Below are 26,148 nucleotides of genomic sequence, written 5' to 3' on the forward strand. Positions count from 1 at the left end.
AGGCTGTCATGCTGACATAGTCAGTTCCCAAAAGGAACTGACTCGCTGAACTGCTGGATACGGGGGACATCGGTGTGCTGCAGGGGTTCAAGGACGTACCGAGGGTCGTGTGGCTGCTGGCTGCGGGGGTGTTCGTCAACGCCGTCGTCAGCTGCACCTTCGTCTTCGTCTTCGTCTACCTGACCGGGCCGCGCGGCCTCGGCACCGCCCAGGCCGGGCTGATCGTCGGCATCGGCGGCGTCGGCCTCGTGGCGGGGAACTTCACCGGCGGCTGGTACGGGGACCGCTTCGGCCACCGCAGGGTGCTGCTCACCGCCTCCGCGCTCGGCGGGGCCGTGCTCGTCACCCTGCCGGCGCTGTCCACCGGCCTCCTGACCCTCGCCCTGCCCCTCGCCCAGTACGCCGCAGGGGTGGTCCGCGCGGCCCAGTCCGCGCTGGTCGCCGTCACCGTGCCGGAGGGATCACGACGGCAGGCCTTCGCCGTCACCCGCTGCCTGTCCAACGGCGGCTTCACCATCGGCACGCCGCTCGGAGCCCTGGTCGCGACCGCGCTCTCGTACGACTGGCTCTTCGTCGCGGAGGGGATCGGCACCCTCTTCTTCGCCCTGTGGACCGCCCGGGCCGTTCCCGCCGCGGCCGCACCCCTCACCCGCCGCCCTACGGGCGCGCGAGGTGCCCCCACCCCCGCGGCCCCGGACGGGGGTCTGGGCCGCGGGGGGCTGTGGCGGGAGCTGCGCGCGCGGCCGGCCGTGCTCGCCCTGCTCGGCGCGATCGTGGTCGCCGACGTCGTCTACCGCCAGCACTACACGACCTTCCCCGTCTTCCTCGCCGATCACGGCCTGGACACCCGGGCCTACGGCTACCTCATCGCCGTCAACGGCGGCGTCATCCTGCTCCTGGAGATCCCCGCCGCCCTCGCCCTGCGCAAGCGCTCCCCCCTGCACATCGTCGGCACCGGACTGGTCCTGGTCGGCGGCGGCTACGCGATGCTGGCGCTCGGCGCCGGCCTGGCCCCGGCCATCGCCATGATGCTGCTCCTGACCCTCGGCGAGATCCTCTACAAGACCACCGCCACCGCCTACGTCGCCGACGAGTCGCCCGCGCACATGGTGGGCCGCTTCCAGAGCCTGTACGCGGGGGTCTCCGTCAGCGGCGTGGTCCTCGCCGCTCCGCTCGGCGGGGCGCTGTACGCCGTGGCCCCCGACCTGCTGTGGCCGCTGTGCGCGGTGCTCGGCGCCGGCGCCGGCGCGGCCGTGCTGGTCGCGGGCGCGCGGGTGGCCCGGCGACCCGCGCGACCGGCACATGAGACCGGTTCGCCCGCGGCGGCCGTCGCCGGTTAGGTTTCTGGCATGACTGCTACGCGTACCACCGGCGCCGTCGCCGCCGGACTTGCCACCTTCACCGCCGACGGCACCGTCCTCGACACCTGGTTCCCCGCCCCCGAGCTGGTCGCCGAGCCCGGCCCGGCCGGCACCGAGCGCCTCACGGCCGAGCAGGCCGTGGAGCTCCTCGGCGCCGCCGCGGCCAAGGCGATCCGCCAGGACGCGGTCCGCGGCGTCGAGGTCGTAGCCGTCCGCACGGTCATCGCCTCCCTGGAGGACAAGCCGCTGGACGCGCACGACGCGTACCTGCGCCTGCACCTGCTCAGCCACCGCCTGGTCAAGCCGCACGGGCAGAACCTCGACGGGGTCTTCGGCCTGCTGACCAACGTCGCCTGGACCTCGCTGGGCCCGGTCGCGGTCGACCAGGTCGAGACCGTCCGCCTCAACGCGCGCGCCGAGGGCCTGCACCTCCAGGTCACCTCGATCGACAAGTTCCCGCGCATGACGGACTACGTCGCCCCCAAGGGCGTGCGCATCGCCGACGCGGACCGCGTCCGCCTCGGCGCGCACCTCGCCGAGGGCACCACCGTCATGCACGAGGGCTTCGTCAACTTCAACGCCGGCACGCTGGGCACCTCCATGGTCGAGGGCCGCATCTCCGCGGGCGTCGTGGTCGGCGACGGCTCCGACATCGGCGGCGGCGCCTCCACCATGGGCACCCTCTCGGGCGGCGGCAAGCAGATCATTTCGATCGGCGAGCGCACCCTGATCGGCGCCGAGGCGGGCATCGGCATCGCGCTCGGCGACGAGTGCGTGGTCGAGGCCGGGCTGTACGTGACCGCGGGCACCCGCGTGACCCTCCCGGACGGCCAGATCGTCAAGGCCCTGGAGCTCTCCGGCGCCGACAACATCCTCTTCCGCCGCAACTCGGTCACCGGCGCCGTCGAGGCCCGCCCGTACAAGGCGGCCTGGGGCGGCCTGAACGAGATCCTGCACAGCCACAACTGACCCTCACGGGCCGCTGTGCACGATGCCCCTCATCCCGCCGGGGATGAGGGGCATCGTGCGTACCTATGCGTGACCGTCCGTGTGACCGTCCGTCAGTGTCCCGGGAGGGTGCGGATCAGGCCCGCGAAGGCCTGCCGTTCCGCCTCGGTCAGCTCCACCGACTCCATTGGGTGCGCGGCCGCGGTCCGCTGGGCCGGGATCACCGGCAGGCTCACGGCGGTCTCCGGCTCGGGCCGGTGCGGTCGAGTGCCCCACCGCGTACGACCGAGGCCGGCGGCCCACACGAGCGCGGCGCCGAACAGCACGGCGAGGCCGATGCCGTGGGGAAGGGAGATGGAGGGGAACACGCGGATCCTCCAGGGGTGCGGGCGGTACGGACCGGTACGGGATCGCAGGCGCCAGAGCAGCGTGGGAGACACTCAAACACCACATCCGGCCGATTCGGCCAAGATGTGTCGAGCGTCACGCCAGGGCCGAAAGTCCCCATCTCGCCCGAGAAGGCCGCCCTACGGCTCCAGCCGCAGCGTGAAGCCCTCGGAGTGTGGCAGAAGGCCCGGCCGGGACGGCGGCCGGGCCTTCTGCGGTCCGGGGGTTACGGGCGGAAGCGCAGCACCTGCGGGTCGTGGTCGCTGTTCTGGTCCGCGAACTCGGCGTTGATGTGCACGCTGTCGTAGGTGAACTTCTTGATCGCCGGGCTGGTCAGGATCTGGTCCAGCACCTGGGCGTTGCCCTGGAAGACGTACGAGTAGCGCTCCGACTTCGGCAGGGACTTGACCGCCGGGTACAGCGCCCCGCCGTCCGCCAGCGCGTCGGTCGTCGCCGAGAACTCGAAGTCGTTGATGTCACCGAGGACCAGGACGTTCGCGTTCTTCTCGGCTGCCAGGACCTCCTTCACGAAGCCGTTCACGGCCTGCGCCTGCAGCAGTCGCTTCTCCTCCGACTTGCGCAGCGGCGGCTGGTGGTGGGACGTCAGGGACTCGTCGCCGCCCTTGGAGCCGAAGTGGTTGGCGATCACGAAGACGGTCTTGCCGCGGAAGACGAACTCGCCAGCCAGCGGCTTGCGGCTGTCCGCCCACGCCGGGTTCGCGGGGTCGATCCGGCCGGGGGAGTGGGTCAGGGCGGCCTTGCCGTTCTCCTTGACCACGCCGGTCGCCGTCACCGCGTCGCCCGGGGCGCGCTCGGTGAAGGAGACCCGCGCCGGGTTGAAGAGGAACACCTGGCGGATGTTGCCGCCGGGCTCGCCGCCGTCCTTCTTGTCCTCCGGGTTGACGGTCCGCCACTGGTAGGCCGGGCCGCCCGCCGCCGCGATCGCCGCGGTGAACTTCGTCAGCGTCTGTTCGGCCGAGACCGTGCCGTCGTTCTTGGCGCCGTTGTCGTCCTGGATCTCCTCCAGGGCGAGGATGTCGGGCGAGGCCAGGTTCTCGACGACCGCCTTCGCCAGCGCGTCGAACTTCTCCTGCGGGTCGGTCGGGTCGAGGTTCTCGACGTTGTACGTGGCCACCGCGAGCTCGTGCTCGCCCTGCGGCTTGGTCTTCTCGGGGGCGAGGGTGCCCGCCGTGACCGTGCCGAGCGTGCGGGCCACCAGCGTGTAGCCGCCGAACTGGTTGAAGTCCAGGGGGCCCTCGGTGACGCCGGTCAGCTTGTCGCCGACGTTGGCCACCGGGAAGGGCTGCTGCGCGAGGGGCGCGAGCTGCTGGATCTGGAGGCGGCCGGTGTTCTGGGACTCGTAGGAGCCGTAGACGGTGCCACCGCGCTTGGCGGCGTTCTCCCAGCCCTTGACCGTGACCCACAGCTCCGCGTGCGGGTCGGTGGCGCCGACCACGCGCGAGGTGCCGATCGCCACGCTCATGCCTTCGAGGGACTCGTAGAAGTCCAGGGCGTAGCGCGAGGGGTCCAGGGCGAGGCCGTTGATGCTGCCTCCGGCGGCCGGGTCGCCGGCCGGGGCGTACTCGGCGGGAACCGTGTACTCGTTGATCGCGGCGGCCGCGGGCAGCGCGTTGCCGGAGGAGACCACGGTCACCGTCGGCTTGGAGACCTGGGTCACCGACTGGTTGCCGGAGTTCACGCCGCCGGGGATGTACTCGCCCACCGTGCCGGACACCTTGACCGCGTCGCCCACGGCGACGGTCGGGACCGAGTTGGTGAAGACGAACACGCCCTCGCTGGTGGCCGCGTCGTCGTCCGCGTCCGGGTCCTGGATCCAGAAGCCGCGCGAGCCGTAGGTGCGCACGCCCGTCACGATGCCGGCGACGTCGGCGACCTGCTTGCCGTTGAGGGGGGATATCCGGGTGGTGCCCTGAATGTCGTGGATGCGTATCGGATCGGCGGACACGGCGCCTTCGGCCGCGTCGGCGGAGCCCGCGAGCAGGCCGGTGGCCAGCGCGGAGGCGACGAGGGCCGCGACGGCGGCGGAACGGGGATGCGAGGAGCGCATGGGCAGGAACTCCGGTGTGGGAGAGGGGAACGGAGGGTGCGGCAGCGAGATCTGCGGGAGGCGTGCCGCCCCCCAATACATCTACGCGCGTCAATTTCCTGGGTCGTCAGCAAAGTTGTCAAGCCCTCCAGGCAAGACGGCAGCTGACTGTGGGATGAACCAAAGGTGATGGCCCGCCAGGCGCGCCCGAAATGCGTCTACGCTGGGTCGCCGTACGGCGCCGGGTCTGTCGTCTTCGCCACATCCGCCGCCCCCGGCTTGTCCCGCCATGTCTTCCATGTCGGCGATATCCGGGCGGCGGTGACGGACCGGCCGGGTCGGTCACGCACCCGCCCCGCTCCACCTGTTCCACCCGCGTCATCCGCTCCATGTGTTTCATCACGCTTCCCGGCTTCCCGGCTTCCCGGCTTCCCCGCTTCCCCGCTCACCCGCTCCGTCCCGACCGACCCACCGCGCCGCCAAGGAGAACCGCCCCATGTCCGCTGAGTCGCACCCCACGCTGCCGCCGGTACGGCTGCACTCCGATGCGGAGCTGGCCCGCGACGCCCTCGGCGCCCCGCTGTTCGCACGGGCCGTACGGCTCGCCCGCTGGGCCGGACCCGCCACCCGCGTCGGGGTCGGCGGTGAACTCGTAGCCGACCAGCTGCCCGAGGCGGCCGCGGTGCTCGGGCTCGACGCCGGCGACCCCGACTCCGCGATGCGCGCGAGCCAGGCCTGGCGGGTGGCCCTGGACACGGGCCTGGTCGACGCGACCGAGCCGGAGGAGGACGACGGGGCGGGCGCCGGGCGGGCCGGCGCGGACGGGGGCGAGGAGCGCTTCGGCACGGCCGCGCCCGGCGAGGACCTGGCGCTGGTGACGTCCGGCGCGCCCGGGGACGTACTGGACCTCTGGCTGGCCGCCCTGGACACGGTGCTCGCCGACGCGGCGGTACCCGACCTCGACGAGCTCGTCGACGCGCTGGACGGGGGCGGCGAGATCGACTTCGACCGGCTGGACTGGAACCCGGGCCGCGAGGCGGACTTCCTCGACGGAGTCCTCGCCAACCTCTACCTGCTCACCGTCTCGGAGGGCGGGGCGGCGCAGCGGCCGGTTCCGCTGCCGGTGCTCGCCGCGTCGATGGTCGCGCCCCACGACATGGGCGAGCCGACCGACGCCGTGCTGGAACAGGTCTCGGACGCGATGATGCGCCTCGACGACCAGTTCCGGCAGCTGGAGCCGATCGGGCTGGTCGAGTACCGGCCAGTGGACCAGGAGCTGATGGCGGAGGCGGGCGACGAGGACCCCGCCCGAGGTGCGGGGACGGGCGCGGGCGGCGCGGGGGACGACGAGGACGTGTCCCGCTACGGCATGGTCCGCCTGACCCCGCTCGGCCTGTACGGGGTCCGCGCCCGGATGCTGGAAGCCGGTGTCGAGGCCCCCGCCGTCGGTGAGCTGGCCGACAAGGGCGCGGACGCACTGCTCGACGCGGTCTCCTCCTACTCGGAGAACGCCGCCCAGGCCGAGATCGAACAGTGGCTGGCCGGCCGCGACCTGCCCGCCGCCGTCGCCGAACTGCTCGCCGCCGCGCGCGGGGACGACGAGGGCGGTCCGCTGCGCCGGCTGCGCTGCCAGCAGGCCCTGGCACCCGCCGGGCCGGAGGCCGAGCCGGCGGTCCGGGCGGTGCTGGACGACCCGGAGCTCGGCGGGCTCGCCCGGGTGTGGCTGGCGGAGCGCGGGGCGGCCGGCGTACCGGCGCCCGATCCGGCGATGGTGTTCTGGCTGACGGTCGACACGATCGCGGCGCAGCTCGCGGCCGACGGCGAGACGGAGGAGCTCGCGCTCCTGATGGAGACCCTGACCGCCCATCACGCGGGCTTCTTCGAGCGGGTGTGGCGAGTGGAACACCCCTCGACGCCGTACGTCCTGGAGGCGATGGGCCGGCTGCACCCCGACAGGAAGGCGGCGAAGGAGGCCCGCAGGGCCGCGTTCAAGGCGCGCTCGCGGCAGGCCTGAGGGGGACGGGCGGGCTCAGGGGGACCGGCCCGCGGGGGACGGGTCGGGCTCGGTGGACCGGCCAGGCCCGGCCGTCCGGGCTCAGCGGACCGGCCGGCCTCCCGGCCGTCGACAATGCGCCTTTCCTGGGGCCGGAGTTGGCCATTCCGCCCGGTGGCAAGGGGCCGCCCGCCCTTCGCGGGTAGTTCAGCCGCCGTTCACGTGCGGGCGACAGCGTGTGCGCCGACGACCGCACGACAGGCGCACCACCACCTCCCGACCCCTGGAGCCCCGATGCCGCTCAGCCGCAGAGACTTCACCGCCCGTACCGTCCTCGCCGGGGCGGGAGTGGCGCTCACCGGGACGGTCGGCGCCCTCGCCACCGCGCCGGGGGCGCTCGCGGCCGACGACGGCACGCGCCGCGACGAGCACGGGCGGCCCTGCGAGCCCGGCTACGGCCCGCTCGTCCCCGACCCGGCGGGGATCCTCGCCCTCCCCGCCGGATTCACGTACCGCGTGATCACCCACAGCGGGGTCACCACACTGGAGTCCGGCGAGATCACCCCGTCCAACCATGACGGCACCGCCGCCTTCGCGGGCCACCGCGGGGTCACCCTCCTCGTCAACAACCACGAGCTCAAGGGCAAGCGACAGAACTGGAAGTACCCCGTCCCCCTCACCGAGGGCCTCGTCTACGACCCGGCTGCGGCCGGCGGCTGCACGGTCGTCGAGGTCCGGCGCGGCGGCGAGGTCGCCGAATGGGTGGGCATCGCCGGTACGTCGACCAACTGCGCGGGCGGCGCCACCCCGTGGGACACCTGGCTGACCTGCGAGGAGAACTCGGACCTCGCCGGCAAGAACGGCATGACCAAGGACCACGGCTACGTCTTCGAGGTCGACCCGCACGACCGCCGCGCCAACCGCGACCCGCGGCCCGTCAAGGCCTTCGGACGCTACGACCACGAGGCCGTGGTCATCGACCCGCACCACGGACACGCCTACCTGACCGAGGACGCCTCCGGCCCCAACGGCCTGTTCTACCGCTGGACCCCGCCCAGCGGCTTCCGGCACGGGCGCGGCAAGCTCCGTACCCTCGCCGACGACGCCGGCGTGCTCCAGGCCGCCAAGTGCATCGACAGCTCGGGCCGTCTCGTCGACGACTTCTCGCGCGCGACGGCCATCGGCACCGTCTACGGGGTCGACTGGGTGGACGTACCGGACCGCGACGCCCGCACCGTGCCGGTGCGCAAGCAGTTCGCCGACGGCACGGTGACGCGCGGGCGCAAGCTGGAGGGCATGTGGTGGGCGGATGGCGGCGCCTACTTCGTCTCCTCCTTCGCCCGCGCGGAAAGCCCGGGGACGGCGCACGACGGCCAGGTCTGGTTCTACGACCCCAAGCGGCGCACGGTCCGGCTGACGGTGCTCATCGGGGTCAACCCGGACCCGTCGGTGGAGGGCGGCTACGACGGGCCCGACAACATCACGGTGTCCCCGTACGGCGGCCTGGTCCTCGCGGAGGACGGCACCGGGCTGCAGCACCTGTTCGGCGCGACGGACTCGGGCCGCACCTACCCGCTGGCGCGCAACGAGCTGAACATCGGTACGGCCGAGGAACCGGAGTACTCCGAATTCACCGGGGTCTGCTTCTCCCCGGACGGCCGCACGCTGTACGTCAACATCCAGGACCCGGGCATCATGCTCGCCGTGACGGGGCCCTGGCGGCGCGCGCACTGACGCCGGCCCGGGCGCGCGGGGCGACGGCCTACTGGGCCGCGGAAACCTCCGCGCGCGAGGCCTCGGCCCACTCGGCGAGCAGGAACTCGTACGCCTCGGAGGGCCAGGCCTCGCCGTCCACCCGGGTTTCGACAAGGTGCCGGATCGCCTCGTTCGCCTCGGTGGCGGACGGGCGGGCGGGCCCTGCGGGTGTACGCGACTCCTTCATGCTTCAAGGCTACGGGCGGGCACTGACAGCCACCGACGGATAACGCGTGGCATCCATCACCCACGACGGACGCCGGTGGCCCGAGGTGCCCGCCCACCTGCTCAGAGTGCCTGGGCGGCCGGCTTGACCATGCCCCGCACTGTGCGCGACTTCACAAACTCGCCCATGGCCGTCATCTCCCACTCCCCGGAGAACTGCTTGATGAGCTTGGCCATCATGACGCCCGTCTGCGGCTCGGCGCCGGTGAGGTCGAAGCGGACCAGCTCCTCCCCGGTCGCCGCGTCGATCAGGCGGCAGTAGGCCTTGGCCACCTCGGTGAACTTCTGACCGGAGAAGGAGTTGACCGTGAACACCAGTCCGGTCGCCTCCGCGGGCAGCCGGCCGAGGTCCACGACGATCACCTCGTCGTCGCCCGCGCCCTCCCCGGTGAGGTTGTCACCCGAGTGCTTGACGGAGCCGTTCAGGATGGACAGCTTGCCGAAGTAGCAGCTGTCGATGTGGTTGCGCTGCGGGCCGTACGCGATCACCGAGGCGTCGAGGTCGATGTCCCGGCCGCCGAACGCGGGCTCCCAGCCCAGGCCCATCTTGACCTGGCTCAGCAGCGGGCGGCCGCCCTTGACGAGGGAGACGGTCTGGTTCTTCTGGAGGCTGACCCGGCCCTTGTCCAGATTGATCTTTCCGGCGCCGGGCGCGGGCGCGGGAGCCGAAGGCGCGGCGGGCGCGGGCGCGACGGGGGCGGGCGCCGGGGCCGCCGGGGTGGGCGTCGTGGCGCCGCCCAGCCAGGGGGAGGCCGGGTAGGAGACCGGCGGCGCGGGCGGGGCCGGGGGAACGGGCGGGGCCATGGGGGTGGGCGCGGCCGCCGGAGCCGGCTCCTCGTCCACGGAGACGCCGAAGTCGGTGGCGATACCGGCGAGGCCGTTCGCGTACCCCTGGCCGACCGCTCGCACCTTCCACACGCCGCCGCGCTGGTAGATCTCGACGACGACGAGCGCGGTCTCCGGGCCCAGCCGCGGCGGGGTGAAGGTGGCGATCACCGCGCCGCCGTCGGCGTTGCGCACGGTGGCGGTGGGCTCGATGCCCTGGAAGCTCTGCCCGGCGGCGTCGGGGCTGGCGGTGACCACGATCCGCTCGATGCCCGGCGGCAGCCCGGCGGTGTCCACGGTGATGGAGTCCGGCGACGCACCCCCGCCGGACCGGTAGGCGACGCCCGGCCCGGAGGGCTGGTTGAAGAAGATGAAGTCGGCGTCGGAGCGCACCTTGCCGTCCGCCGTCAGGAGCAGGGCCGATACGTCGAGGCGCACCGGCGCGGCCACGTCCACCGTCACACGGACGGCATGGAGCGGCAGGTTCGATCCGGGGGTCATAGCGGTCATGCCCGGAGAACGACCGGAGGGGCTTTGCCGTTCCCTTACCCTCCCGCGAGATTTCAGCGCCGGTTGCGGGGGTGGTCGCGCGCCGTGCGCTCGTTGCCGAACTTGTACGCGCCGGTCCAGCGGGCCATCACGAGCTGCGCGTCGCCGGACTCCACCTCGGCCAGGAACTTCTCGGCCCGGCCGCCCCGCAAGGTGGCCGCGGCCCGCCCCCGGTGGGTGATGGCGACGTACTGGTCGCCGACTTTCTCGTACGTGAATCCGTGCGGCCTCGGCATGGGCCGCAGCCTGCCCGGCGGGGGCCGGGCGGGCTACGGATTTTCGGTGGCGTCCCCTGGGCCGGCCGGTCAGCGGCGTCCGGCGGGCCGGCCCGACCTGCCTCAGCCGCCCGTCACCCGGCGCGGCAGCCCCAGCGGGTTGGCCTCGCGCAGCTCCGCCGGGAGGAGCGCGTCCGGCACCGACTGGTACGCCACCGGCCGCAGCCAGCGCTCGATGGCGGTCCCGCCCACCGAGGTGGAGTGCGAGGTCGCCGCGGGGTACGGGCCGCCGTGGTGCTGGGCCGGGGCCACCGCGACCCCGGTCGGCCAGCCGTTGACCACGATCCGGCCCGCCAGCTGCGTGACCTGCCCGATCAGCTCGCCGGCCGGGCCCGGCGCGCCGTCCGCCTCGGCGGCCGACAGCTGGAGGGTGGCGCTCAGGTTCCCGGACAGCCGGCCGAGCACCGCGCCCGCCTCGCCCTGGTCGGCGTACCGCACGACGACGGTGACCGGGCCGAAGCACTCCTCCAGGAGGACCTCGTACGCGCTGCCCGTGAGGAGGTCACCGGCGCGCACCGTCAGGTAGCCCGCGCCGACGGTGTGCTCCCCGCCGGAGCCGGGGGTGACGGGTGCCTCGACCCCGGGCAGCGAGGCCCGCTCGCGCACCCCGGAGATGAAGTTCTCCCGCATCCGGTGGTCGAGCAGCACCCCCGGCTCGGTCTCCCCGAGCGCCTTGGTGAGCTCGACGGTGAGCCGGTCGCCGTCCGGGCCCTCGGGCACCAGTACCAGGCCGGGCTTCACGCAGAACTGGCCCACGCCGAGGGTGACCGCGCCCGCGAGCCCGCTGCCGATCTCCTCGGCGCGCTCGGCGGCCGCGGCCGGGGTGACCACGACGGGGTTGAGGGAGCCCAGTTCGCCGTGGAAGGGGATCGGTACGGGCCGGGCGGCCGCCGCGTCGAACAGCGCCCGCCCGCCCCGGATGGAACCGGTGAACCCGGCGGCCGCCACCAGCGGGTGGCGGATCAGCTCCAGGCCGGCGTCGAAACCGTGGACCACGCTCACCACATCGGCCGGGAGCCCCGTGGCGAGCGCCGCGCGGCGCAGCAGGGAGGCGCACAGCTCGGAGGTGGCGGGGTGGTCGGGGTGCGCCTTGACGACCACCGGGCAGCCGGCGGCCAGCGCGCTGGCGGTGTCGCCGCCGGGGACGGAGAAGGCGAGCGGGAAGTTGGAGGCGGCGTAGACCGCGACCACGCCGAGCGGGACCTTGTAGCGGCGCAGCTCGGGCCGCGGCGGGGTGAGGGAGGGGTCGGCGCGGTCGATCCGGATGTCGAGGTAGGCGCCGTCGTCCACGGCGTCGGCGAAGGCGCGCAGCTGGCCGGTGGTGCGCGCCAGTTCCCCGGTGAGCCGGCCCGGGCCGAGCGCGGTCTCGGCGTCGGCGGCCTCGATGACGTGGGCGGCGGACTCGTCGAGCAGGGCGGCGGCGGCGCGCAGGAAGGCGGCGCGGGTGGGGGCGTCGGCGAGCGGGCCACGGGTGGCGTGGGCGGCCCGTACGGCTTCGTCCACCTCCCGGGATGTGGCTTCCACCGCAACCTGCTCGCGCTGCTTCCCGGTGCGGGGGTCCACACTCCAGACTGGTGTCGTTGTCATGGCCCGCTGCCTCCTGGATCGTTCAGTATTCTGAACGCGGTTCCGGTGGATGAATGATCACATCTGCTGCGGACTCTATTTCCGCGTCCTGCGCGTGACAAGGGGCGGCCAAGAGGCGACCAGAGGGGAAGCAGGCCTATGACGACGGCCGAGCCGGAGATCCCGGCCCAGGCGGCGCCGGTCAAGTCGGCGGTGCGGACCGTCCTGTTGCTGGAGCACTTCGCGGCGCGGCCGGGGCTCCACAGCCTGGCCGACATCCAGCACGACCTTGCGCTGCCCAAGTCCAGCCTCTACATGCTGCTGCGGACCCTGGTGAACCTGGGCTGGGTGGAGACCGACGCGACGGGCACGCGGTACGGCATCGGCGTACGGGCGCTGCTCGTCGGCAGCTCGTACATCGACGGCGACGAGGTGGTGGCCGCCGCCCGGCCCACGCTGGACCGGCTCTCCGACGACACGACGGAGACCATCCACCTGGCCCGGATGGACGGGACGAGCGTGGTGTACCTCGCCACCCGGCAGTCCCAGCACTACCTGCGGCCCTTCACCCGCGTCGGGCGGCGGCTGCCCGTGCACTCGACGGCGCTCGGCAAGGCGCTGCTCGCCACGCACACGGACGCGGAGGTGCGGGGGCTGCTGCCGCGGCGGCTGGAGGCGGTCACCGAGCACACCGTCACCGACCGGGAGCAGCTCATCGAGGAGCTGGCGCTGGTGCGGGAGCAGGGGTACGCCGTGGACCGGGAGGAGAACACGCTCGGACTGTGCTGCTTCGGGGTGGCCGTGCCGTACCGGACTCCGGCGCGGGACGCGGTGAGCTGCTCGGTGCCGGTGGCCCGGCTGACGGCGGGGCACGAACTGGTCATCAAGGCGGCGCTGTTCGAGGCGCGGGACCGGCTGGCGGTGGTGACGCGGCGTATGTGAGCGCGGGGGAGGGTGTATCGGGGGAGGGCGCGGTGCCTCCCCCGTGCGGGGGAGGCGGTTCACCTTCATGGGGGAGGTGACGGGGCGGCGGACACGGGACCGTTGAGTCATGACCACACCAGTAGTTCCCTCGACGAACGCGGCGCGACCGACAGAGGCGCCGCAGGCGCAGGCCCCCGGGCCGTGGACCGTACGGAACGCCCTGCGGGTGGCCGCCCTGGCCGCCACCGTGCCGTACCTCGCCCTCAAGACCGCCTGGCTGGCGGGGAGCCGGATCGGGATACCGGACGGCAGCGTGCTGCTGGATCCCGAGCCGTTCCTCATAGCGGCGAACGCCGTCACGGTGGCCATGGACGCCTGCGTGATCCTGCTCGTCCTGGTGCTCACCCGGCCCTGGGGCATGCGCGTGCCGGCCTGGCTGCTGGTCGTCCCGGTGTTCGTCGCCACGGGACTGCTGACGCCGATCTTCCTCGGGTTCTCCGGTCAACTGCTCGTGCGGCTGCTCGGCTTCGGGGCGGACCCCGCGAAGACGGCGCTGCGGGAGCCGTTCCTGGACCCCTGGGTGTTCAACGTCGTCTACACCGGCTTCATGGTCCAAGGACTCGCCCTGGCCGGGCTGTTCGTGCCCTATGCGCGGGAGCGCTGGGGCCGGCGGTGGCAGGGCGTGCTGGGGCCGGGGGTCGCCCGGGCCGGATCCCGGGCCGGCTCCCGCAGACTGCCGTCGCCCACGGGGGTGGCGGCGGCAGCCGCGGCGGCGGCCGGCCTGGCCGTCGCGGCCCTGCACGCCTACTGGGCCTTCGGCGGTACGGCGGGGATGGACGCCGAGGCGGTGGCCGCCCGTTCGACGGAGACGGCCGTGGTCACCGTGGTCCACGGGATCTGCGCGCTCGCTGCCGGAGCGGGGGCGCTCCTGCTGGCCCGAGGCGGGGCGCTGCGGGCGTGGTGGCCGCTCGGCCTCGCCTGGACCGGCGCGGGGGCGACCCTGACCTGGGGGGCGTGGATGCTGGTCGCCACCCTGGGACCGGAGCTGGACGGCGGCGAAGGGCCGTCCGGGACGGCCCAGTTGATCTACGCTGGCCAGATGATCACCGGATCCCTCGCGGCCGCGGTCCTCGCCCGCTTCCTCATATCCCGTCGCGAAGGGTGATGCGCGAGGGGGTGCGCAGACTGCTGGGGGCCCGGGCCCGGCTGCGCTGGATCCATCTGATCCTCGGCGGGGCCCTGCTGATGCCGTACTTCCTCCTCGCCCAGGTGGGGGTCGGCACGGCGGCCGGCGGGGTCAACGCCCTCAGCTCCTTCCCGCTCACCCTCGCCGCCTACGCGGCCGCCCTCCCGCTGGCCGCGGCCACCGCGGTGTACGGGCTGGTCCGGCCGCTGTCGGTGACCGCCGTCCGGGCCATGTGCGCGGTGCCGGGGGAGGGGCTGGCCGAAGGACCGGCGCGGTCCTGGGCCGCCCGGGGCCGGACCTCGGCCTGGTGGACCCTCCACCTGGGGGTCGGCGCGCTGGTCAGCGGGATGACCCTGGCGGTCCCGCCCATGGCGGTGGCGCTGATCGCGCTGCCGTTCGTGAGCGGACTGCGGGACTTCGAGCTGGGCCTGGGCTGGTTCTCCACGCGGGCCGATCCGTACCTCGCACCCCTGCTCGGGATGGGCCTGCTGGCCGCGCTCGCGCTCTGCGCGGCGGGGGCCGGGGCGCTGCTGGCCCGGCTGGCGCCCGTACTGCTCGGGCCGACGGCGGCGGACCGGTTGGCCGCGGCCGAGGAGCGGGCCGCCGACCTGGCCGTGCGCAACCGGCTGGCCCGGGAACTGCACGACGCGGTCGGGCACGCGTTGAGCGCCGTCACCCTGCAGGCGGTCGCCGCCCAGCGGGTGCTGGAGCGCGACCCCGGCTTCGTACGGGAGGCGCTGGCCGCGATCGAGGACACCGCCCGGCGGACGGTGGGCGAGCTGGACTCCGTACTGGGCCTGCTGCGGGACGGGGACCCGGCCCGGCCGGACGCCGCGCCCGCGCCGACCCTCGCCGCCGACCTCGACGGGCTGCTGGCCCGCACCCGGGCCGCCGGCGCCCCCGTCACCGCACACCAGGACCCCGGGCCGCCCGGCGACTGGGCCCGGCTTCCGGCGATCGCCTCACGCGAGGCCTACCGGATCGTCCAGGAGGGCCTGAGCAACGCGCTGCGCCACGGCGCCGGCCCGGTGGACCTGCGGATCCGCGTACAGCCCGGCCACGACACCGCACCCCGACACCTGGAGATCACCATGACCAATGCGCCGGCCGCGCCCGAGGACCGGGAGCCCCGCACCACCGGCGGCCGTGGACTGCGCGGCTGCGCCGAGCGGGCCGCCCTGCTCGGCGGCAGCGTCGAGGCGGGCCCGCACGGGGACCGCTGGCGGCTGCGGGCCGTCCTCCCGCTCGGCGGAGGCGACCGATGACCGACCGTGTCCTCCCCGGCCGGGCGCCCTGCGCCTGGGCCCCCTCCGGCCGCCCGCCGCTGCGCATCGTGCTCTGCGACGACGAGCGGATGGTCCGCACCGCGCTGCGGGTCATCCTGGAGGCCGAAGCCGATCTGGAGGTCGTCGGCGAGGCGGCCACCGGGGCCGAGGCGGTCCCGCTGGTCCGCTCGCTGGCCCCCGACGTGGTGCTGATGGACGTCCGCATGCCCGAGATCGACGGCATCCGGGCCACCGAGCAGATCCTCGCCACGATGAGCGCGCCGCCCCGCATCGTGGTCGTCACCACCTTCGAGAACGACGCCTACGTCTACGACGCGCTGCGCGCGGGGGCCGCCGGCTTCCTCCTCAAGCGGGCCGACCCCGACGAGCTGATCGGTGCGGTCCGGCTCGTCGCGCGCGGCGACTCGCTGCTCTTCCCGGCCGCGGTCCGCTCCCTCGCCGCCGCCCACACGGGCGCCCCGCCCGTCACCGCGCCCTGGGTGGCCCGGCTGACCGACCGCGAGGCCGACGTACTGCGCCTGATGGCCGCCGGACTGTCGAACCACGAGGTGAGCGAACGCCTCGGGGTCGGACCCCAGACGGTCAAGACCCACGTCGCGGCGGTCCTCGCCAAGACCGGCTCCCGCGACCGCACCCAGGCCGTCATCGCGGCGTACGAGGGGGGCTTCCTCATGAAGAAACAGTGAGAACCCGGCCACAACCGGGGCAGAGCGGAACGGCCGGGGCCGCTGGGACGTCCTTCCAGGGGATGAACAAGACGATCAGGCGTGCGTCCGTCTTCTGTCTTCTCCTGGTGCTGGCCCTGCTGGTCCGCGTCACCTGGGTGCAGGCATACCAAGGCCAGGCGCTCGCAGACGACAAGCACAACCGCCGCAATCTCATCGGGCAGTACGAGAACCCGCTGGGCGACATCATCGTGGGCGGGGAGGCGATCACCGGCTCGGTGAAGACGGGCGGCAAGGACTTCGCCTACAAGCGGACGTACGTCGACGGCCCCCTCTACGCGCCGATCACCGGGTACAGCTCCCAGGCCTACGGCACGACCATGCTGGAGGGCATCTACAAGAACGTCCTCAACGGCTCCGACAGCCGGCTCAAGACCGTGATGGACCTGCTCACCAACAAGCGGGCCGACCCCGGCGACGTCCTGACGACCATCGACAAGAACGTCCAGAAGGCCGCCTACGACGCGCTCCAGGGCAAGCAGGGCGCCGCCGTGGCCCTCGATCCGGTGACCGGCGAGATCCTCGCGGTGGTCAACAACCCGTCCTTCGACCCGGGCACGATCGCCGGCGCCAACGACGAGCAGGCCTGGACCGAGCTCTCCGCCGACCAGGGCAAGGCGATGGAGAACGTGGCCCTGCGCAAGCCCCAGGCCCCCGGTTCCACCTTCAAGCTCGTCACCCTCGCCGCCGCGATCGAGAACGGCCTCGTCACCGACATCGACCAGCAGACCGGCATCCCCGATCCCTACACGATCCCCGGCACCCGCACCCTGCTGCCCAGCGAGGCCGGCTCCGCGGCCTGCAACAACGTTTCCCCGCGCACCGCACTGCGGCTGTCCTGCAACAACGTCTTCGCCGAGCTCGCGTCCAAGCTCGGCCAGGACAAGATGCGCGCGACGGCGGAGAAGCTCGGTTTCAACGTCCAGATGGACACCCCGGTCCGCACCAACCCGCCGAGCAAGTACCCGTCGAAGAAGATGTCGGTCGACCAGGTCGCCCAGACGGGTATCGGCCAGTTCGACGTGCAGGCCACCCCGCTCCAGATGGCGATGGTGACGGCCGCGATCGAGAACGGCGGCAAGCTCGTCGCGCCGCACATGGTCTCCGAGGTCACCGACGCCGGCGGCAACGTGCTGGAGAGCTTCAAGAACCCGAAGTCCCAGCAGGTCATGAGCGAGAAGACCGCCTCGATGATCCGCGACGCCATGCGCACGGTCGCCACCGAGGGCGGCGGCAAGCCGGCCCAGGTGGCGGGCGCCGAGGTGGGCGGCAAGACCGGTACCGCCCAGCGCGGTGTCAACAACAGCCTCGCGCCGCTGGCCTGGTTCACCTCGTACGGGAAGCTGAACGGCAAGCAGATCGCCGTCGCCGTGGTGATCGAGAACTCCGACACCGACCGCTCCGAGATCGGCGGCGGCAGGCTGGCGGCCCCCATCGCCCAGAAGATGATGGAGGCGTGGCTGAAGAAGTAGCCACGCGGGAGACGCAGTCGGCGCGCCGGGAACCGTTCACGGGTCTCGGCGCGTTTTCCCTCCCGTGATCAGAACCGCGCAGCCGGCCGACCTCGAAGCCATCGCCGCCCTGCACACCAGGGCCCGCGCCACCTACTACCAGGGCCACATCCCCGAGCAGGCCTACTTGGGTGACGCCGAACTCGCGCGCACCCGCGAGGGCTGGACCTCGGCCGTCGCCCGCGACGCCGCCGACGGCGGCGTCCTGTGCGCCGAGCAGGACGGCGAGGTCACCGGGGTCGCCGCCTACCGGATCGCGGACGGCGAGACCACGCTGACCCAGCTCCACGTCGATCCGGTCCACTGGCGCCGCGGCACCGGGGCCGCCCTGCACGCCGCCTGCCTGGACGCCTGGCGCCGCGCCGGGATCCGCCGGGTCCGCCTGGAGGTCTACGAACACAACCTCCGCGCCCAGGCCTTCTACGCGACCCACGGCTGGCGCCCGGACCCGTCCGCTCCGCAGACGGGCTCCCACCGCACGCTCTGGCTGCAGGTCGAGCCCCTGTCGGCGCCGTCCGCACCGTCCGCGCCGTCCTCCGCGCCGTCCGGGGAATGAGACGCGCAGGCGAAAGGTTGAACGGGCAAACAGTTCCGCCCTGAGCCTGGAGAGAAGAAAGATCATGCGCGTCGAGATCTGGAGCGACATCGCCTGCCCGTGGTGCTACATCGGCAAGGCCCGTTTCGCCAAGGGGCTGGCCGGGTTCGCGCACCGCGACGAGGTGGAGGTCGTCTTCCGGTCCTTCGAGCTCGACCCTCACGGGGCCAAGGGAGTCACCTCGCCCGTAGAGGAGATGATCGCGCGGAAGTACGGCCGCACCCTCGACGAGGCGCGCGCCATGGAGGAGCACGTCGCCGCCACGGCCCACGCCGAGGGGCTGGAGTACCGGACCGCCGGCCGCGACCACGGCAACACCTTCGACATCCACCGCCTGCTGCACCTGGCCGCCGCCCGCGGCCGCCAGGAGGAGCTGCTCGACCTCACCTTCCGGGCCCACTTCGGCGAGGAGCGCTCGGTCTTCGACCGCGAGGTGCTGGCCGGGCTCGCCGTCGAGGCGGGGCTCGACGAGGACGAGGCCCGCGCGGTCCTCGCCGACGACTCCGCCTACGCCGGCCACGTCCGGGCCGATGAGCGCGAGGCCGCCGAGCTCGGCGCGAACGCCGTGCCGTTCTTCGTCCTCGACCGCCGCTACGGGATCTCCGGCGGGCAGCCGGCCGAGGTGTTCACCCGGGCCCTGGAGCAGGCCTGGGCCGGGCGCGAGGTCGAGGAGCCGTCCGCCGGGGCCGAGGCGTGCGAGCCCGACGGGGCGTGCGCGGTCCCGCAGGTATAAGGATGGGTTGGAGTCGGCCCAGTAAATCAGGCAATGGACTTTGAGTCGCTCCTGGCGCAGAGTTGAGGCATGGATCTTCCGATCGCCGAAGCGACCCGTGCCGATTTCGCCCACTCCACCACCTACCTCAACACCGCCACCTGCGGGATCCTCCCGCGTTCCGCCGTCGCGGCCGTACGGGAACTGGCCGAGGCGGCGGGGGCCGCGGTTCCCGCCGGATCCGGTGACTTCGACCGCGTGAACCGGGTCCGCGCCGCCTTCGCCCGCCTGGTGGGGGTCGACGTCGAGTCGGTGGCCCTCGGCTCCGCCGTGGCCACCCACGTCGGCCTGATCGCGGCCTCGCTGCCGCCCGGCGCCGAAGTCCTGTGCGCGGAGGGCGACTTCGCCTCCGTGATCAACCCCTTCGTGGTCCGCGGGGACCTCAAGGTGCGCTTCGCGCCGCTGGAGGGCGTCGCCGAGGCCGTCGGCCCGGACACCGCCCTGGTCTCCCTGAGCGCCGTCCAGTCCGCGGACGGCCGGACGGCCGACCTGCCCGCGGTGCGCGCGGCGACGACGGCGCACGGGGCCCGGATGCTCGTGGACGCGACCCAGGCGGCGGGCTGGCTCCCGTTCGACGCGTCGCCGTACGAGTACACGGTCACCGCTGGCTACAAGTGGCTGCTCGGCGCCCGCGGGGTCTCGTACCTGACCGTCTCGCCGGAGGCCCTGGACACCGTGACCCCGCTGCACGCCGGATGGGTGGCGGCGCAGTCCATGTGGGACGCCACCTACGGCCCGATGCCCGAACTGGCCCATGGTGCCAGGCGCTTCGACGAGTCCCCGGCCTTCCTCGCCTATCACGCGGCCGAGCCCTCGCTGGCCCTCCTGGATCGGATCGGCGTCGAGGCGATCCACGCCCACGACACCGCCCTGGCCGCCCGCTACCGTGCCGGGCTCGCCCGCCTCGGTTACGAGCCCGTGCCCGGGGAGGCCGCCATCGTCTCGGTGCCGGGCCTGGCCGACCGGCAGCCCGCCCTGCAGGCGGCCGGTGTCCACACCTCCGCCCGGGCGGGCGCCCTGCGGGCCTCGTTCCACCTCTACACCACCGAGGCGGACGTGGACCGGCTGCTGGACGCCCTCTCCGCGTCCTGACGTGCCAAGGGTGCGGGGTCGGGAGGCGGGGCCCGGTGGCCCCGCCCCCGGGGTCCCGGCCGTGCCCGCGGAGTGCGCACGTACAGTGCCGCCATGAGCGATGTGCTGCACGTGAAGGGGCGGGTGCTGGTCGGCCCCGACGAGGTCCGCGACGAGCTCTGGGTGGTGGGCGGGAGGATCTCCTACGAGCGTCCGCCCGGCGCCCGCGAGGTCACCACGGTGACGGGCTGGACCCTGCCCGGACTGGTCGACGCCCACTGCCACGTGGGCCTGGACTCCCACGGCCCGGTCGACGCCGAGACCGCCGAGCGTCAGGCCCTCACCGACCGCGACGCCGGGACCCTCCTCATCCGCGACGCCGGATCACCCTCCGACACCCGCTGGATCGACGACCGCGAGGACCTGCCGAAGATCATCCGGGCCGGCCGGCACATCGCGCGCACCCGTCGCTACATCCGCAACTACGCGCACGAGATCGAGCCCGCCGACCTCGTCGAGTACGTCGGCCGCGAGGCGCGCCGCGGCGACGGCTGGGTGAAGCTCGTCGGCGACTGGATCGACCGGGAGGTGGGGGACCTCGCGGCCTGCTGGCCCCGCGCGGAGGTCGAGGCGGCCATCGCCGAGGCCCACCGGCTGGGCGCCCGCGTCACCGCGCACTGCTTCGCCGAGGACTCGCTGCGCGACCTGGTCGAGGCGGGCATCGACTGCATCGAACACGCCACGGGGCTCACCGAGGAGACCATCCCGCTGTTCGCGGAGCGCGGGGTCGCGATCGTCCCGACCCTCGTGAACATCGCGACCTTCCCGAAGATGGCGGCGGGCGGCGAGGCGAAGTTCCCGCAGTGGTCGGCGCACATGCGGCGGCTCCACGAGCGGCGCTACGCCACCGTGCGGGCCGCCTACGACGCGGGCATCGAGGTCTACGTGGGCACCGACGCGGGCGGTTCCCTGCCGCACGGCCTGGTCGCCGCCGAGGTCGCGGAGCTGGTGAAGGCCGGCATCCCGCCGCTGGAGGCGCTCTCCGCGACGACCTGGGGCGCGCGCGCCTGGCTCGGCAGGCCCGGTCTGACCGAGGGGGCGCCGGCGGACCTCGTGGTCTACGCCGCCGACCCGCGGGCCGACGTACGGGCGCTGGCCCAGCCGCTGCGCGTCGTGGTGAACGGCAAGGTCAGGGCCTGAGCGGCACGCCGGTACCGGTGTTGACGGGGCGTGACGTCCGGGCCTTCCCGGTCGTTGGAGAGGCCCGCGCGGGCGGCCCGGCTGGGGCAGGAGGGAACTCCCGTTCCTCGTGAGGCGAAGAGAATCGAATATGTGCATGGAAACCACCCATTGGGGTGAACTCACCTCAGGTGGCTGCCCGTTCACTCTCAGTGCGTAAGGATTCCGGGGTCGAGGCCGTCGGCGCGCGCAATGTCCCCCATTGGCGGCGCGACGGCACCCATCTCCCCGGGGGTTCCACCACCTTGAACAGCAACACCTTCCGCATGCCCGCGGCCGTCCTCCTCGCCACGGGGGCGGTAGCCCTGCTCACCGCTCCGCCCGCCTTCGCCACGGGAGGCGGCGGAGCCGGAGGCGAGGGCAAGGCCGGCGCCGTCGTCCTGCGCACCGGCCTGGACGTGGGCCTGCTCAACAAGACCGTGCACGTCCCGCTGAAGGCCACCCTCAACGAGGTCAGCGCCCCGGCCACGGCCGAGAAGACCGCCCTGACCGTCACCCTGGACGGCGTCGAGGGCAACCAGCCGGTCAGCGTCCTGCGCGCCGACGTGGCCACCTCCAAGGCGACCGCGGACAAGACCCGCGCGCAGGCGGAGGCGAACCTCGCCAAGGCCAGGGTCCACGTGCCAGGGCTGCCGTTACTGTCCCTCGTCGAGGTGGAGAAGGTCACCTCCAAGGCCGTCTGCGAGGCGGGCAAGAAGCCGGTGGCCAGCGCGAACGTCCTCGGGTCGGTGACGGCGCTCGGCAAGAAGGTCACCCTGTCCACGGGCGGCCCCACCAAGATCGAGGTGCCCGGGGTGGGCCTGGTCAGCCTGGAGCTGTCCGGCACGCAGACCACCTCCACCACGGCCGCCGCGGCCGCGCTGCGACTCAAGGTGTCGGTGAACCCGCTGAACCTGAACGTGGCGCAGGTCGAGGGCGAGATCGTGCTCGCCGAGGCGCACTGCGAGTCCCCGGCCGGCCCGGCACCGAGCCCGTCCGCCCCGTCGGCCACGCCGGACGTCAAGCCCCAGACGGGATCCACCGCGGGCGGCTCGGCCCTGACCACGAACGCCAACCTCGCCGAGACCGGCGGCGGTTCCATGACCCCCTACGTCGCGGGCGGGGCGCTGGTCCTGCTCGGCATCGGAGGGGGCGCGCTCGTCGTGACCCGGCGCGGCAGGAGTTCGTAGCCCGGCCCGAGGCGCCGGCCGCCACCCGCTGGAGCACCGGGAGGGGAGTGCTCGGCGGGTGGCGTGCCGGAGGGCGCCCGCCGACGGGGCGGCGCTTGAGCGGGCGGCGTCTCAGCGGGTGGCGTGCTCCAGCCCCTGACCGCCCGCGCCCCGTGACATCACGGCCTCGGTGACCTGCCGGTCGATCCGCGCGTACTCGGTGCGCTTGGCGGCCGGGAGGGAGTCGTCGGAGGCCGCGCAGGAGGCGCAGACCACGCGGAACGGCGGCCCCATGTCGGAGAACTGCGTGAGGTACTCCGCCTTCACCACCTCCCAGCGCCCGGGATGCGCCGCCGCCGGGGCGAAGGTGAAGCGGGGGATCGAGGACTGGTTGCCGCGCAGCTTGTCGGCCGGAGTGAAACTGGCGACCTGGTCGCCCATGCCGAAGACCACCCAGGTGCCGTTGATCTTCTCGTAGGGCTGCGGCACGTGATTGTGCGTGCCGATGATCAGATCGATGTCGGGAAGGCCGTCGGCCGCGCGGGAGGCGGTCAGCGCCTGGGACAGCGCGCGTTGCTGCTCGTCGGGGGCCGTCTGCCACTCGGTGCCCCAGTGGACGCTGAGCACCACCACGTTGGCGCCGCCGGCCCGGGCGGCGCGGGCGTCGGCGATGATCCGGTCCGCGTCGATCAGGTTGACGGCCCACGGCTTGTCCGCGGGCAGTGGAATGCCGTTCGTGCCGTACGTGTACGAGAGTTGGGCGACCTTGGCACCGCCCGCCGCCATCAGGGCCGGGGTCCTGGCCTCCTGCGCGCTGCGCGCAGAGCCTGCGTGCGGGATGCCGACCCGGTCGAGGTGGTCCAACGTACGGGCGAGGCCCTCGTAGCCGTCGTCCAGCGTGTGGTTCGACGCGGTGGAACAGCCGTCGTAGCCGGCGTCCTTGAGCGCGTCCGCCAGCTGGTGCGGGGCCTTGAAGAGGGGATATCCCGTGTAGGGGCCGCCGGGGCGTCCGTACGGTATCTCGTGGTGGCACAGCGCCAGGTCGGCGGCGGAGACCAGGGGTGCGACCCCCGCGAGTATCTTCCGGAAGTCGTACTCCCCGGCCGCGCCCGCGTCGTCCGCCGACCGCTGGACGATCGAGGGGTACGGGATGATGTCACCGGTGGCCACCAGGGTGAACGGCTGCCCGGCGGGCACCGGCGGCGGCGTGCTGCGGGCGCCGAGCCGCTGCTGCGAGGCGGCGGGCCGCCGTTCCCCGTCACCCTCGATCAGCCGCGGGACGACGAGCACCCCGGCGCCCACCACGAGCAAGGCGGCGACGGCCGCGCCCCTGCGTGCGGATGCCTTCATCGACGCCCCCTGCTGCCCCACGGCCGACACGGTGCCTGTGTACCCGCCTGAGCCGCCATGCTAGGCGCACGGCCCCGTACGCGCCTTCCGGCACAGGGGCCCGGACGGCGTCACCGCGCGGCGAGCGCAAGGGCGTGGTCCATGGCCTGGAGCAGCCGGCCCGTCGTCGCCCGGTCGCGGACCGCCAGCCGGAGCCAGGAGGGGTCCAGCCCGGGGAAGGTGTCACCGCGCCGGACGGCGAAGCCGAGGGCGCGCAGCCGGGTGCGGACCTCCGCGCCGCCCGCCACCCGGATCAGGACGAACGGCCCCTGCGCGACCCCCACGGTCGAGATCTCCTCGAACTCCGCGAGCCCCGCCAGCAGGTGCGCCCGGTCCACCGCGATCTGCCGGGCCGCCTCCTCCGCCTCGGCCAGCGCCGCCGGAGCCACACAGGCCTCGGCCGCCACCAGCGCCGGGGTCGACACCGGCCACAGCGGCTGCGCGGCCGCCAGCTTCGCTATGACCTCGGGCTCGGCGAGTACGTAGCCGATCCGCAGCCCCGCGAGCCCCCAGGTCTTCGTCAGGCTCCGCAGCACCACCAGCCCGGGCACGTCCATCCGTCCGGCCAGGGCCTCCCGCTCGCCGGGGACGGCGTCCATGAAGGCCTCGTCGACCACCAGCAGCCGGCCGGGGCGGGCCAGCGCGGCCAGCGTCGCCGCCGGGTGCAGGACCGACGTCGGGTTGGTCGGGTTGCCGATCACGACCAGGTCCGCGTCCTCGGGGACGGCCGCCGGGTCCAGCCGGAACCCGTCCGCCGCCCGCAGCACCACCCGCTCCACCCGGTGCCCCGCGTCGCGCAGGGCCGCCTCCGGCTCGGTGAACTGCGGGTGCACCACGACCGGCCGTACGGCGCCCAGGGCCCGCGCGATCAGCACGAAGGCCTCCGCCGCCCCGGCCGTCAGCAGGACCCGCTCGACCGGCAGCCCGTGCCGGGCCGCCACCGCCGCGCGGGCGGGCCGCCCGTCGGGGTACGCCGAGAGATCGCCGAGGGAGGCGGCGATCCGCTCCTTGAGCCAGGCCGGGGGCGTGTTCGCCCGCACGTTGACCGCGAGGTCCACCAGCGCGGAGCCCGCGTCGATCACCTCCGCGTCCCCGTGATGGCGCAGGTCGTGGGCGTGCGTGGTCGCCACCGCGCAGGTCGCCGCCATCGACCGACGCTTGGGTACGAGGAGTTCCCCGCCCCCGGCGAGCGCCGCGGCCTCGGCCACCGAGGGCGTCCCGGCCGCGGTGCGGGCCGCGTCCGAGGGGTGCGGCACCGGTACGGCGGCGAGTTGCTCGGCGGGGTAGCCGAGGAGGGGTACGCCGAAACGTTCCGCCGCGCCCGCGATCCCCGCCTCGCCCACCTTCGACTCCACCGTGGCCAGCGCCGTCACCGCCGCCGTGGCCAGCCCGGCCCCCCGCAGCGTCTCCTCGACCAGGGCGCAGACCTCCGCGACGGAAACCCCCGCGCGGGCGCCGACCCCGACCACCAGCTGCTGCGTCACGTGCTCGCCCACCGCGGATCCTCCTCCGTAGTCACCGTCACCGTCATCGCGGCCGTCCACTGGTCGGCCGTCCGCCGGTCGGTAGTCAACACTGTGCCGCCCGCCACCCGCGCGCGGACGTGCGCGCGGGGCGGGGAGTCGGTATTCAGGGGCACATGGCCGTGATCGTGGCGTTGGGCGCCTTCCTGATGACCCTGGCGGGCGGATGGACGGCGCAACGCGTCACCGACCGCCGCCACCTCGTGCTGGGCCTCGCCGGCGGGCTGATGCTCGGCGTCGTCGGCCTCGACCTGCTCCCGGAGGCCCTGCACGCGGCGGGGGACGACGTCCTCGGCGTCCCACTTGCCCTGCTGCTCTTCGTCACCGGATTCCTCGTCGCGCACGTCGTCGAACGGCTCCTCGCCGTACGCCAGGCCGCGCACGGCGCCGAGAACGGCGGACGCGTCCCGCAGGTCGGGCTCACCGCCGCCGCGGCCATGGTCGGCCACAGCCTCGCCGACGGCGTGGCCCTGGGCGCGGCCTTCCAGGTCGGCGGGGGGATGGGGGTGGCCGTGGCGCTGGCCGTCGTCACCCACGACTTCGCCGACGGGTTCAACACGTACACGCTCACCAGTCTCTACGGCAATGCCCGCCGCAAGGCCCTGATGATGCTCTTCGCGGACGCCGTCGCCCCCGTCGTGGGGGCCGCGTCCACGCTGCTGTTCACCCTTCCGGAGGAACCCCTCGGCGCGTACCTGGGGTTCTTCGGCGGGGTCCTGCTGTACCTGGCGGCCGCCGAGATCCTGCCGGAGGCCCATCACCGCCACCCCGCCCTGTCCACGCTGATGTGCACGGTGGGCGGGGTGGCCGGCATCTGGCTGGTGGTCGGCCTGGCCGACTGATCTCGG

At 73.7% G+C, this 26,148-nt stretch carries 23 protein-coding genes; 15 read left to right on the plus strand and 8 right to left on the minus strand.

The window, feature by feature from the left end; genetic code table 11:
• Nucleotides 1-68: 68 nt before the first annotated feature.
• Together ACF059_RS26755 and dapD are read left to right on the plus strand one after the other, a co-directional pair.
• A complete protein-coding gene (locus tag ACF059_RS26755; RefSeq protein WP_392061935.1) occupies nucleotides 69-1,340 on the plus strand; it encodes an MFS transporter in 1,272 nt (423 codons plus the stop codon).
• A gap of 9 nt (nucleotides 1,341-1,349) precedes the next feature.
• Nucleotides 1,350-2,330, plus strand: a complete 981-nt coding sequence (gene dapD, locus ACF059_RS26760; RefSeq protein ID WP_366866946.1) for a 2,3,4,5-tetrahydropyridine-2,6-dicarboxylate N-succinyltransferase — start codon at nucleotides 1,350-1,352, stop codon at nucleotides 2,328-2,330.
• 92 nt (nucleotides 2,331-2,422) lie between these two features.
• Here the strand turns inward: dapD and ACF059_RS26765 are convergent, their stop codons facing one another.
• Together ACF059_RS26765 and ACF059_RS26770 are read right to left on the minus strand one after the other, a co-directional pair.
• Complete coding sequence (locus ACF059_RS26765) at nucleotides 2,423-2,677, minus strand: hypothetical protein (RefSeq protein WP_392061711.1); 255 nt, start codon at nucleotides 2,675-2,677, stop codon at nucleotides 2,423-2,425.
• 245 nt (nucleotides 2,678-2,922) lie between these two features.
• Complete coding sequence (locus ACF059_RS26770; protein WP_392061715.1) at nucleotides 2,923-4,764, minus strand: endonuclease/exonuclease/phosphatase family protein; 1,842 nt, start codon at nucleotides 4,762-4,764, stop codon at nucleotides 2,923-2,925.
• Between the two features lie 475 nt (nucleotides 4,765-5,239).
• Here ACF059_RS26770 and ACF059_RS26775 point away from each other — a divergent pair, with 475 nt between their 5' ends.
• Nucleotides 5,240-6,757 (plus strand): hypothetical protein, encoded by a 1,518-nt coding sequence (locus tag ACF059_RS26775; RefSeq protein WP_392061718.1) that lies wholly within the window; start codon nucleotides 5,240-5,242, stop codon nucleotides 6,755-6,757.
• 273 nt (nucleotides 6,758-7,030) lie between these two features.
• Nucleotides 7,031-8,470: an alkaline phosphatase PhoX gene (locus ACF059_RS26780; RefSeq protein WP_392061720.1), complete on the plus strand. Its 1,440-nt coding sequence runs from the start codon at nucleotides 7,031-7,033 to the stop codon at nucleotides 8,468-8,470.
• A gap of 28 nt (nucleotides 8,471-8,498) precedes the next feature.
• Here the strand turns inward: ACF059_RS26780 and ACF059_RS26785 are convergent, their stop codons facing one another.
• From ACF059_RS26785 to ACF059_RS26800, 4 genes are all read right to left on the minus strand, one after another.
• Entirely contained in the window at nucleotides 8,499-8,678 is a 180-nt protein-coding gene (locus ACF059_RS26785; RefSeq protein ID WP_392061724.1) for a hypothetical protein, read from the minus strand.
• A 101-nt stretch (nucleotides 8,679-8,779) separates the two neighbouring features.
• Nucleotides 8,780-10,042, minus strand: coding sequence for a TerD family protein (locus ACF059_RS26790; RefSeq protein ID WP_392061938.1), 1,263 nt, complete (start codon nucleotides 10,040-10,042; stop codon nucleotides 8,780-8,782).
• A 62-nt stretch (nucleotides 10,043-10,104) separates the two neighbouring features.
• Entirely contained in the window at nucleotides 10,105-10,326 is a 222-nt protein-coding gene (locus ACF059_RS26795) for a hypothetical protein (protein WP_361941892.1), read from the minus strand.
• Nucleotides 10,327-10,428: 102 nt separating this feature from the next.
• Nucleotides 10,429-11,952, minus strand: a complete 1,524-nt coding sequence (locus tag ACF059_RS26800; RefSeq protein WP_392061727.1) for an aldehyde dehydrogenase (NADP(+)) — start codon at nucleotides 11,950-11,952, stop codon at nucleotides 10,429-10,431.
• 138 nt (nucleotides 11,953-12,090) lie between these two features.
• On the opposite strand from ACF059_RS26800, the gene ACF059_RS26805 reads away from it, so the two are divergent.
• From ACF059_RS26805 to ACF059_RS26850, 10 genes are all read left to right on the plus strand, one after another.
• On the plus strand, nucleotides 12,091-12,873 hold the full coding sequence (locus ACF059_RS26805; protein WP_392061730.1) for an IclR family transcriptional regulator: 783 nt from the start codon (nucleotides 12,091-12,093) through the stop codon (nucleotides 12,871-12,873).
• Nucleotides 12,874-12,982: 109 nt separating this feature from the next.
• Complete coding sequence (locus tag ACF059_RS26810; protein ID WP_392061733.1) at nucleotides 12,983-14,020, plus strand: hypothetical protein; 1,038 nt, start codon at nucleotides 12,983-12,985, stop codon at nucleotides 14,018-14,020.
• Entirely contained in the window at nucleotides 14,020-15,306 is a 1,287-nt protein-coding gene (locus ACF059_RS26815) for a sensor histidine kinase (RefSeq protein WP_392061736.1), read from the plus strand. Before ACF059_RS26810 ends, ACF059_RS26815 begins: the two co-directional genes overlap by 1 nt.
• Nucleotides 15,303-16,013, plus strand: a complete 711-nt coding sequence (locus tag ACF059_RS26820; protein ID WP_392061739.1) for a response regulator — start codon at nucleotides 15,303-15,305, stop codon at nucleotides 16,011-16,013. The genes ACF059_RS26815 and ACF059_RS26820 overlap by 4 nt, the downstream gene beginning before the upstream one ends.
• A 62-nt stretch (nucleotides 16,014-16,075) precedes the next feature.
• Nucleotides 16,076-17,524 carry a peptidoglycan D,D-transpeptidase FtsI family protein gene (locus tag ACF059_RS26825; protein WP_392061742.1) on the plus strand — a complete coding sequence of 483 codons (1,449 nt, stop codon included), beginning with the start codon at nucleotides 16,076-16,078 and terminating at the stop codon, nucleotides 17,522-17,524.
• Nucleotides 17,525-17,588: 64 nt separating this feature from the next.
• Nucleotides 17,589-18,119 carry a GNAT family N-acetyltransferase gene (locus ACF059_RS26830; RefSeq protein ID WP_392061745.1) on the plus strand — a complete coding sequence of 177 codons (531 nt, stop codon included), beginning with the start codon at nucleotides 17,589-17,591 and terminating at the stop codon, nucleotides 18,117-18,119.
• Nucleotides 18,120-18,183: 64 nt separating this feature from the next.
• On the plus strand, nucleotides 18,184-18,891 hold the full coding sequence (locus ACF059_RS26835; protein WP_392061748.1) for a DsbA family oxidoreductase: 708 nt from the start codon (nucleotides 18,184-18,186) through the stop codon (nucleotides 18,889-18,891).
• A 69-nt stretch (nucleotides 18,892-18,960) separates the two neighbouring features.
• Nucleotides 18,961-20,022 carry an aminotransferase class V-fold PLP-dependent enzyme gene (locus ACF059_RS26840; RefSeq protein ID WP_392061751.1) on the plus strand — a complete coding sequence of 354 codons (1,062 nt, stop codon included), beginning with the start codon at nucleotides 18,961-18,963 and terminating at the stop codon, nucleotides 20,020-20,022.
• Between the two features lie 93 nt (nucleotides 20,023-20,115).
• On the plus strand, nucleotides 20,116-21,201 hold the full coding sequence (locus tag ACF059_RS26845; RefSeq protein ID WP_392061754.1) for an amidohydrolase family protein: 1,086 nt from the start codon (nucleotides 20,116-20,118) through the stop codon (nucleotides 21,199-21,201).
• A gap of 284 nt (nucleotides 21,202-21,485) precedes the next feature.
• Nucleotides 21,486-22,409, plus strand: a complete 924-nt coding sequence (locus ACF059_RS26850; RefSeq protein WP_392061757.1) for an SCO1860 family LAETG-anchored protein — start codon at nucleotides 21,486-21,488, stop codon at nucleotides 22,407-22,409.
• A 111-nt stretch (nucleotides 22,410-22,520) separates the two neighbouring features.
• Here ACF059_RS26850 and ACF059_RS26855 read toward each other — a convergent pair whose 3' ends face one another.
• On the minus strand, nucleotides 22,521-23,738 hold the full coding sequence (locus ACF059_RS26855) for a CapA family protein (RefSeq protein ID WP_392061760.1): 1,218 nt from the start codon (nucleotides 23,736-23,738) through the stop codon (nucleotides 22,521-22,523).
• Between the two features lie 110 nt (nucleotides 23,739-23,848).
• Complete coding sequence (cobC, locus tag ACF059_RS26860; protein WP_392061763.1) at nucleotides 23,849-25,273, minus strand: Rv2231c family pyridoxal phosphate-dependent protein CobC; 1,425 nt, start codon at nucleotides 25,271-25,273, stop codon at nucleotides 23,849-23,851.
• A gap of 143 nt (nucleotides 25,274-25,416) precedes the next feature.
• Here cobC and ACF059_RS26865 point away from each other — a divergent pair, with 143 nt between their 5' ends.
• Nucleotides 25,417-26,142, plus strand: a complete 726-nt coding sequence (locus ACF059_RS26865) for a ZIP family metal transporter (protein WP_361944276.1) — start codon at nucleotides 25,417-25,419, stop codon at nucleotides 26,140-26,142.
• Nucleotides 26,143-26,148 lie beyond the last annotated feature (6 nt).

The sequence above is a fragment of the Streptomyces sp. NPDC016562 genome, assembly GCF_043076955.1.
Classification (GTDB): Bacteria; Actinomycetota; Actinomycetes; order Streptomycetales; family Streptomycetaceae; genus Streptomyces.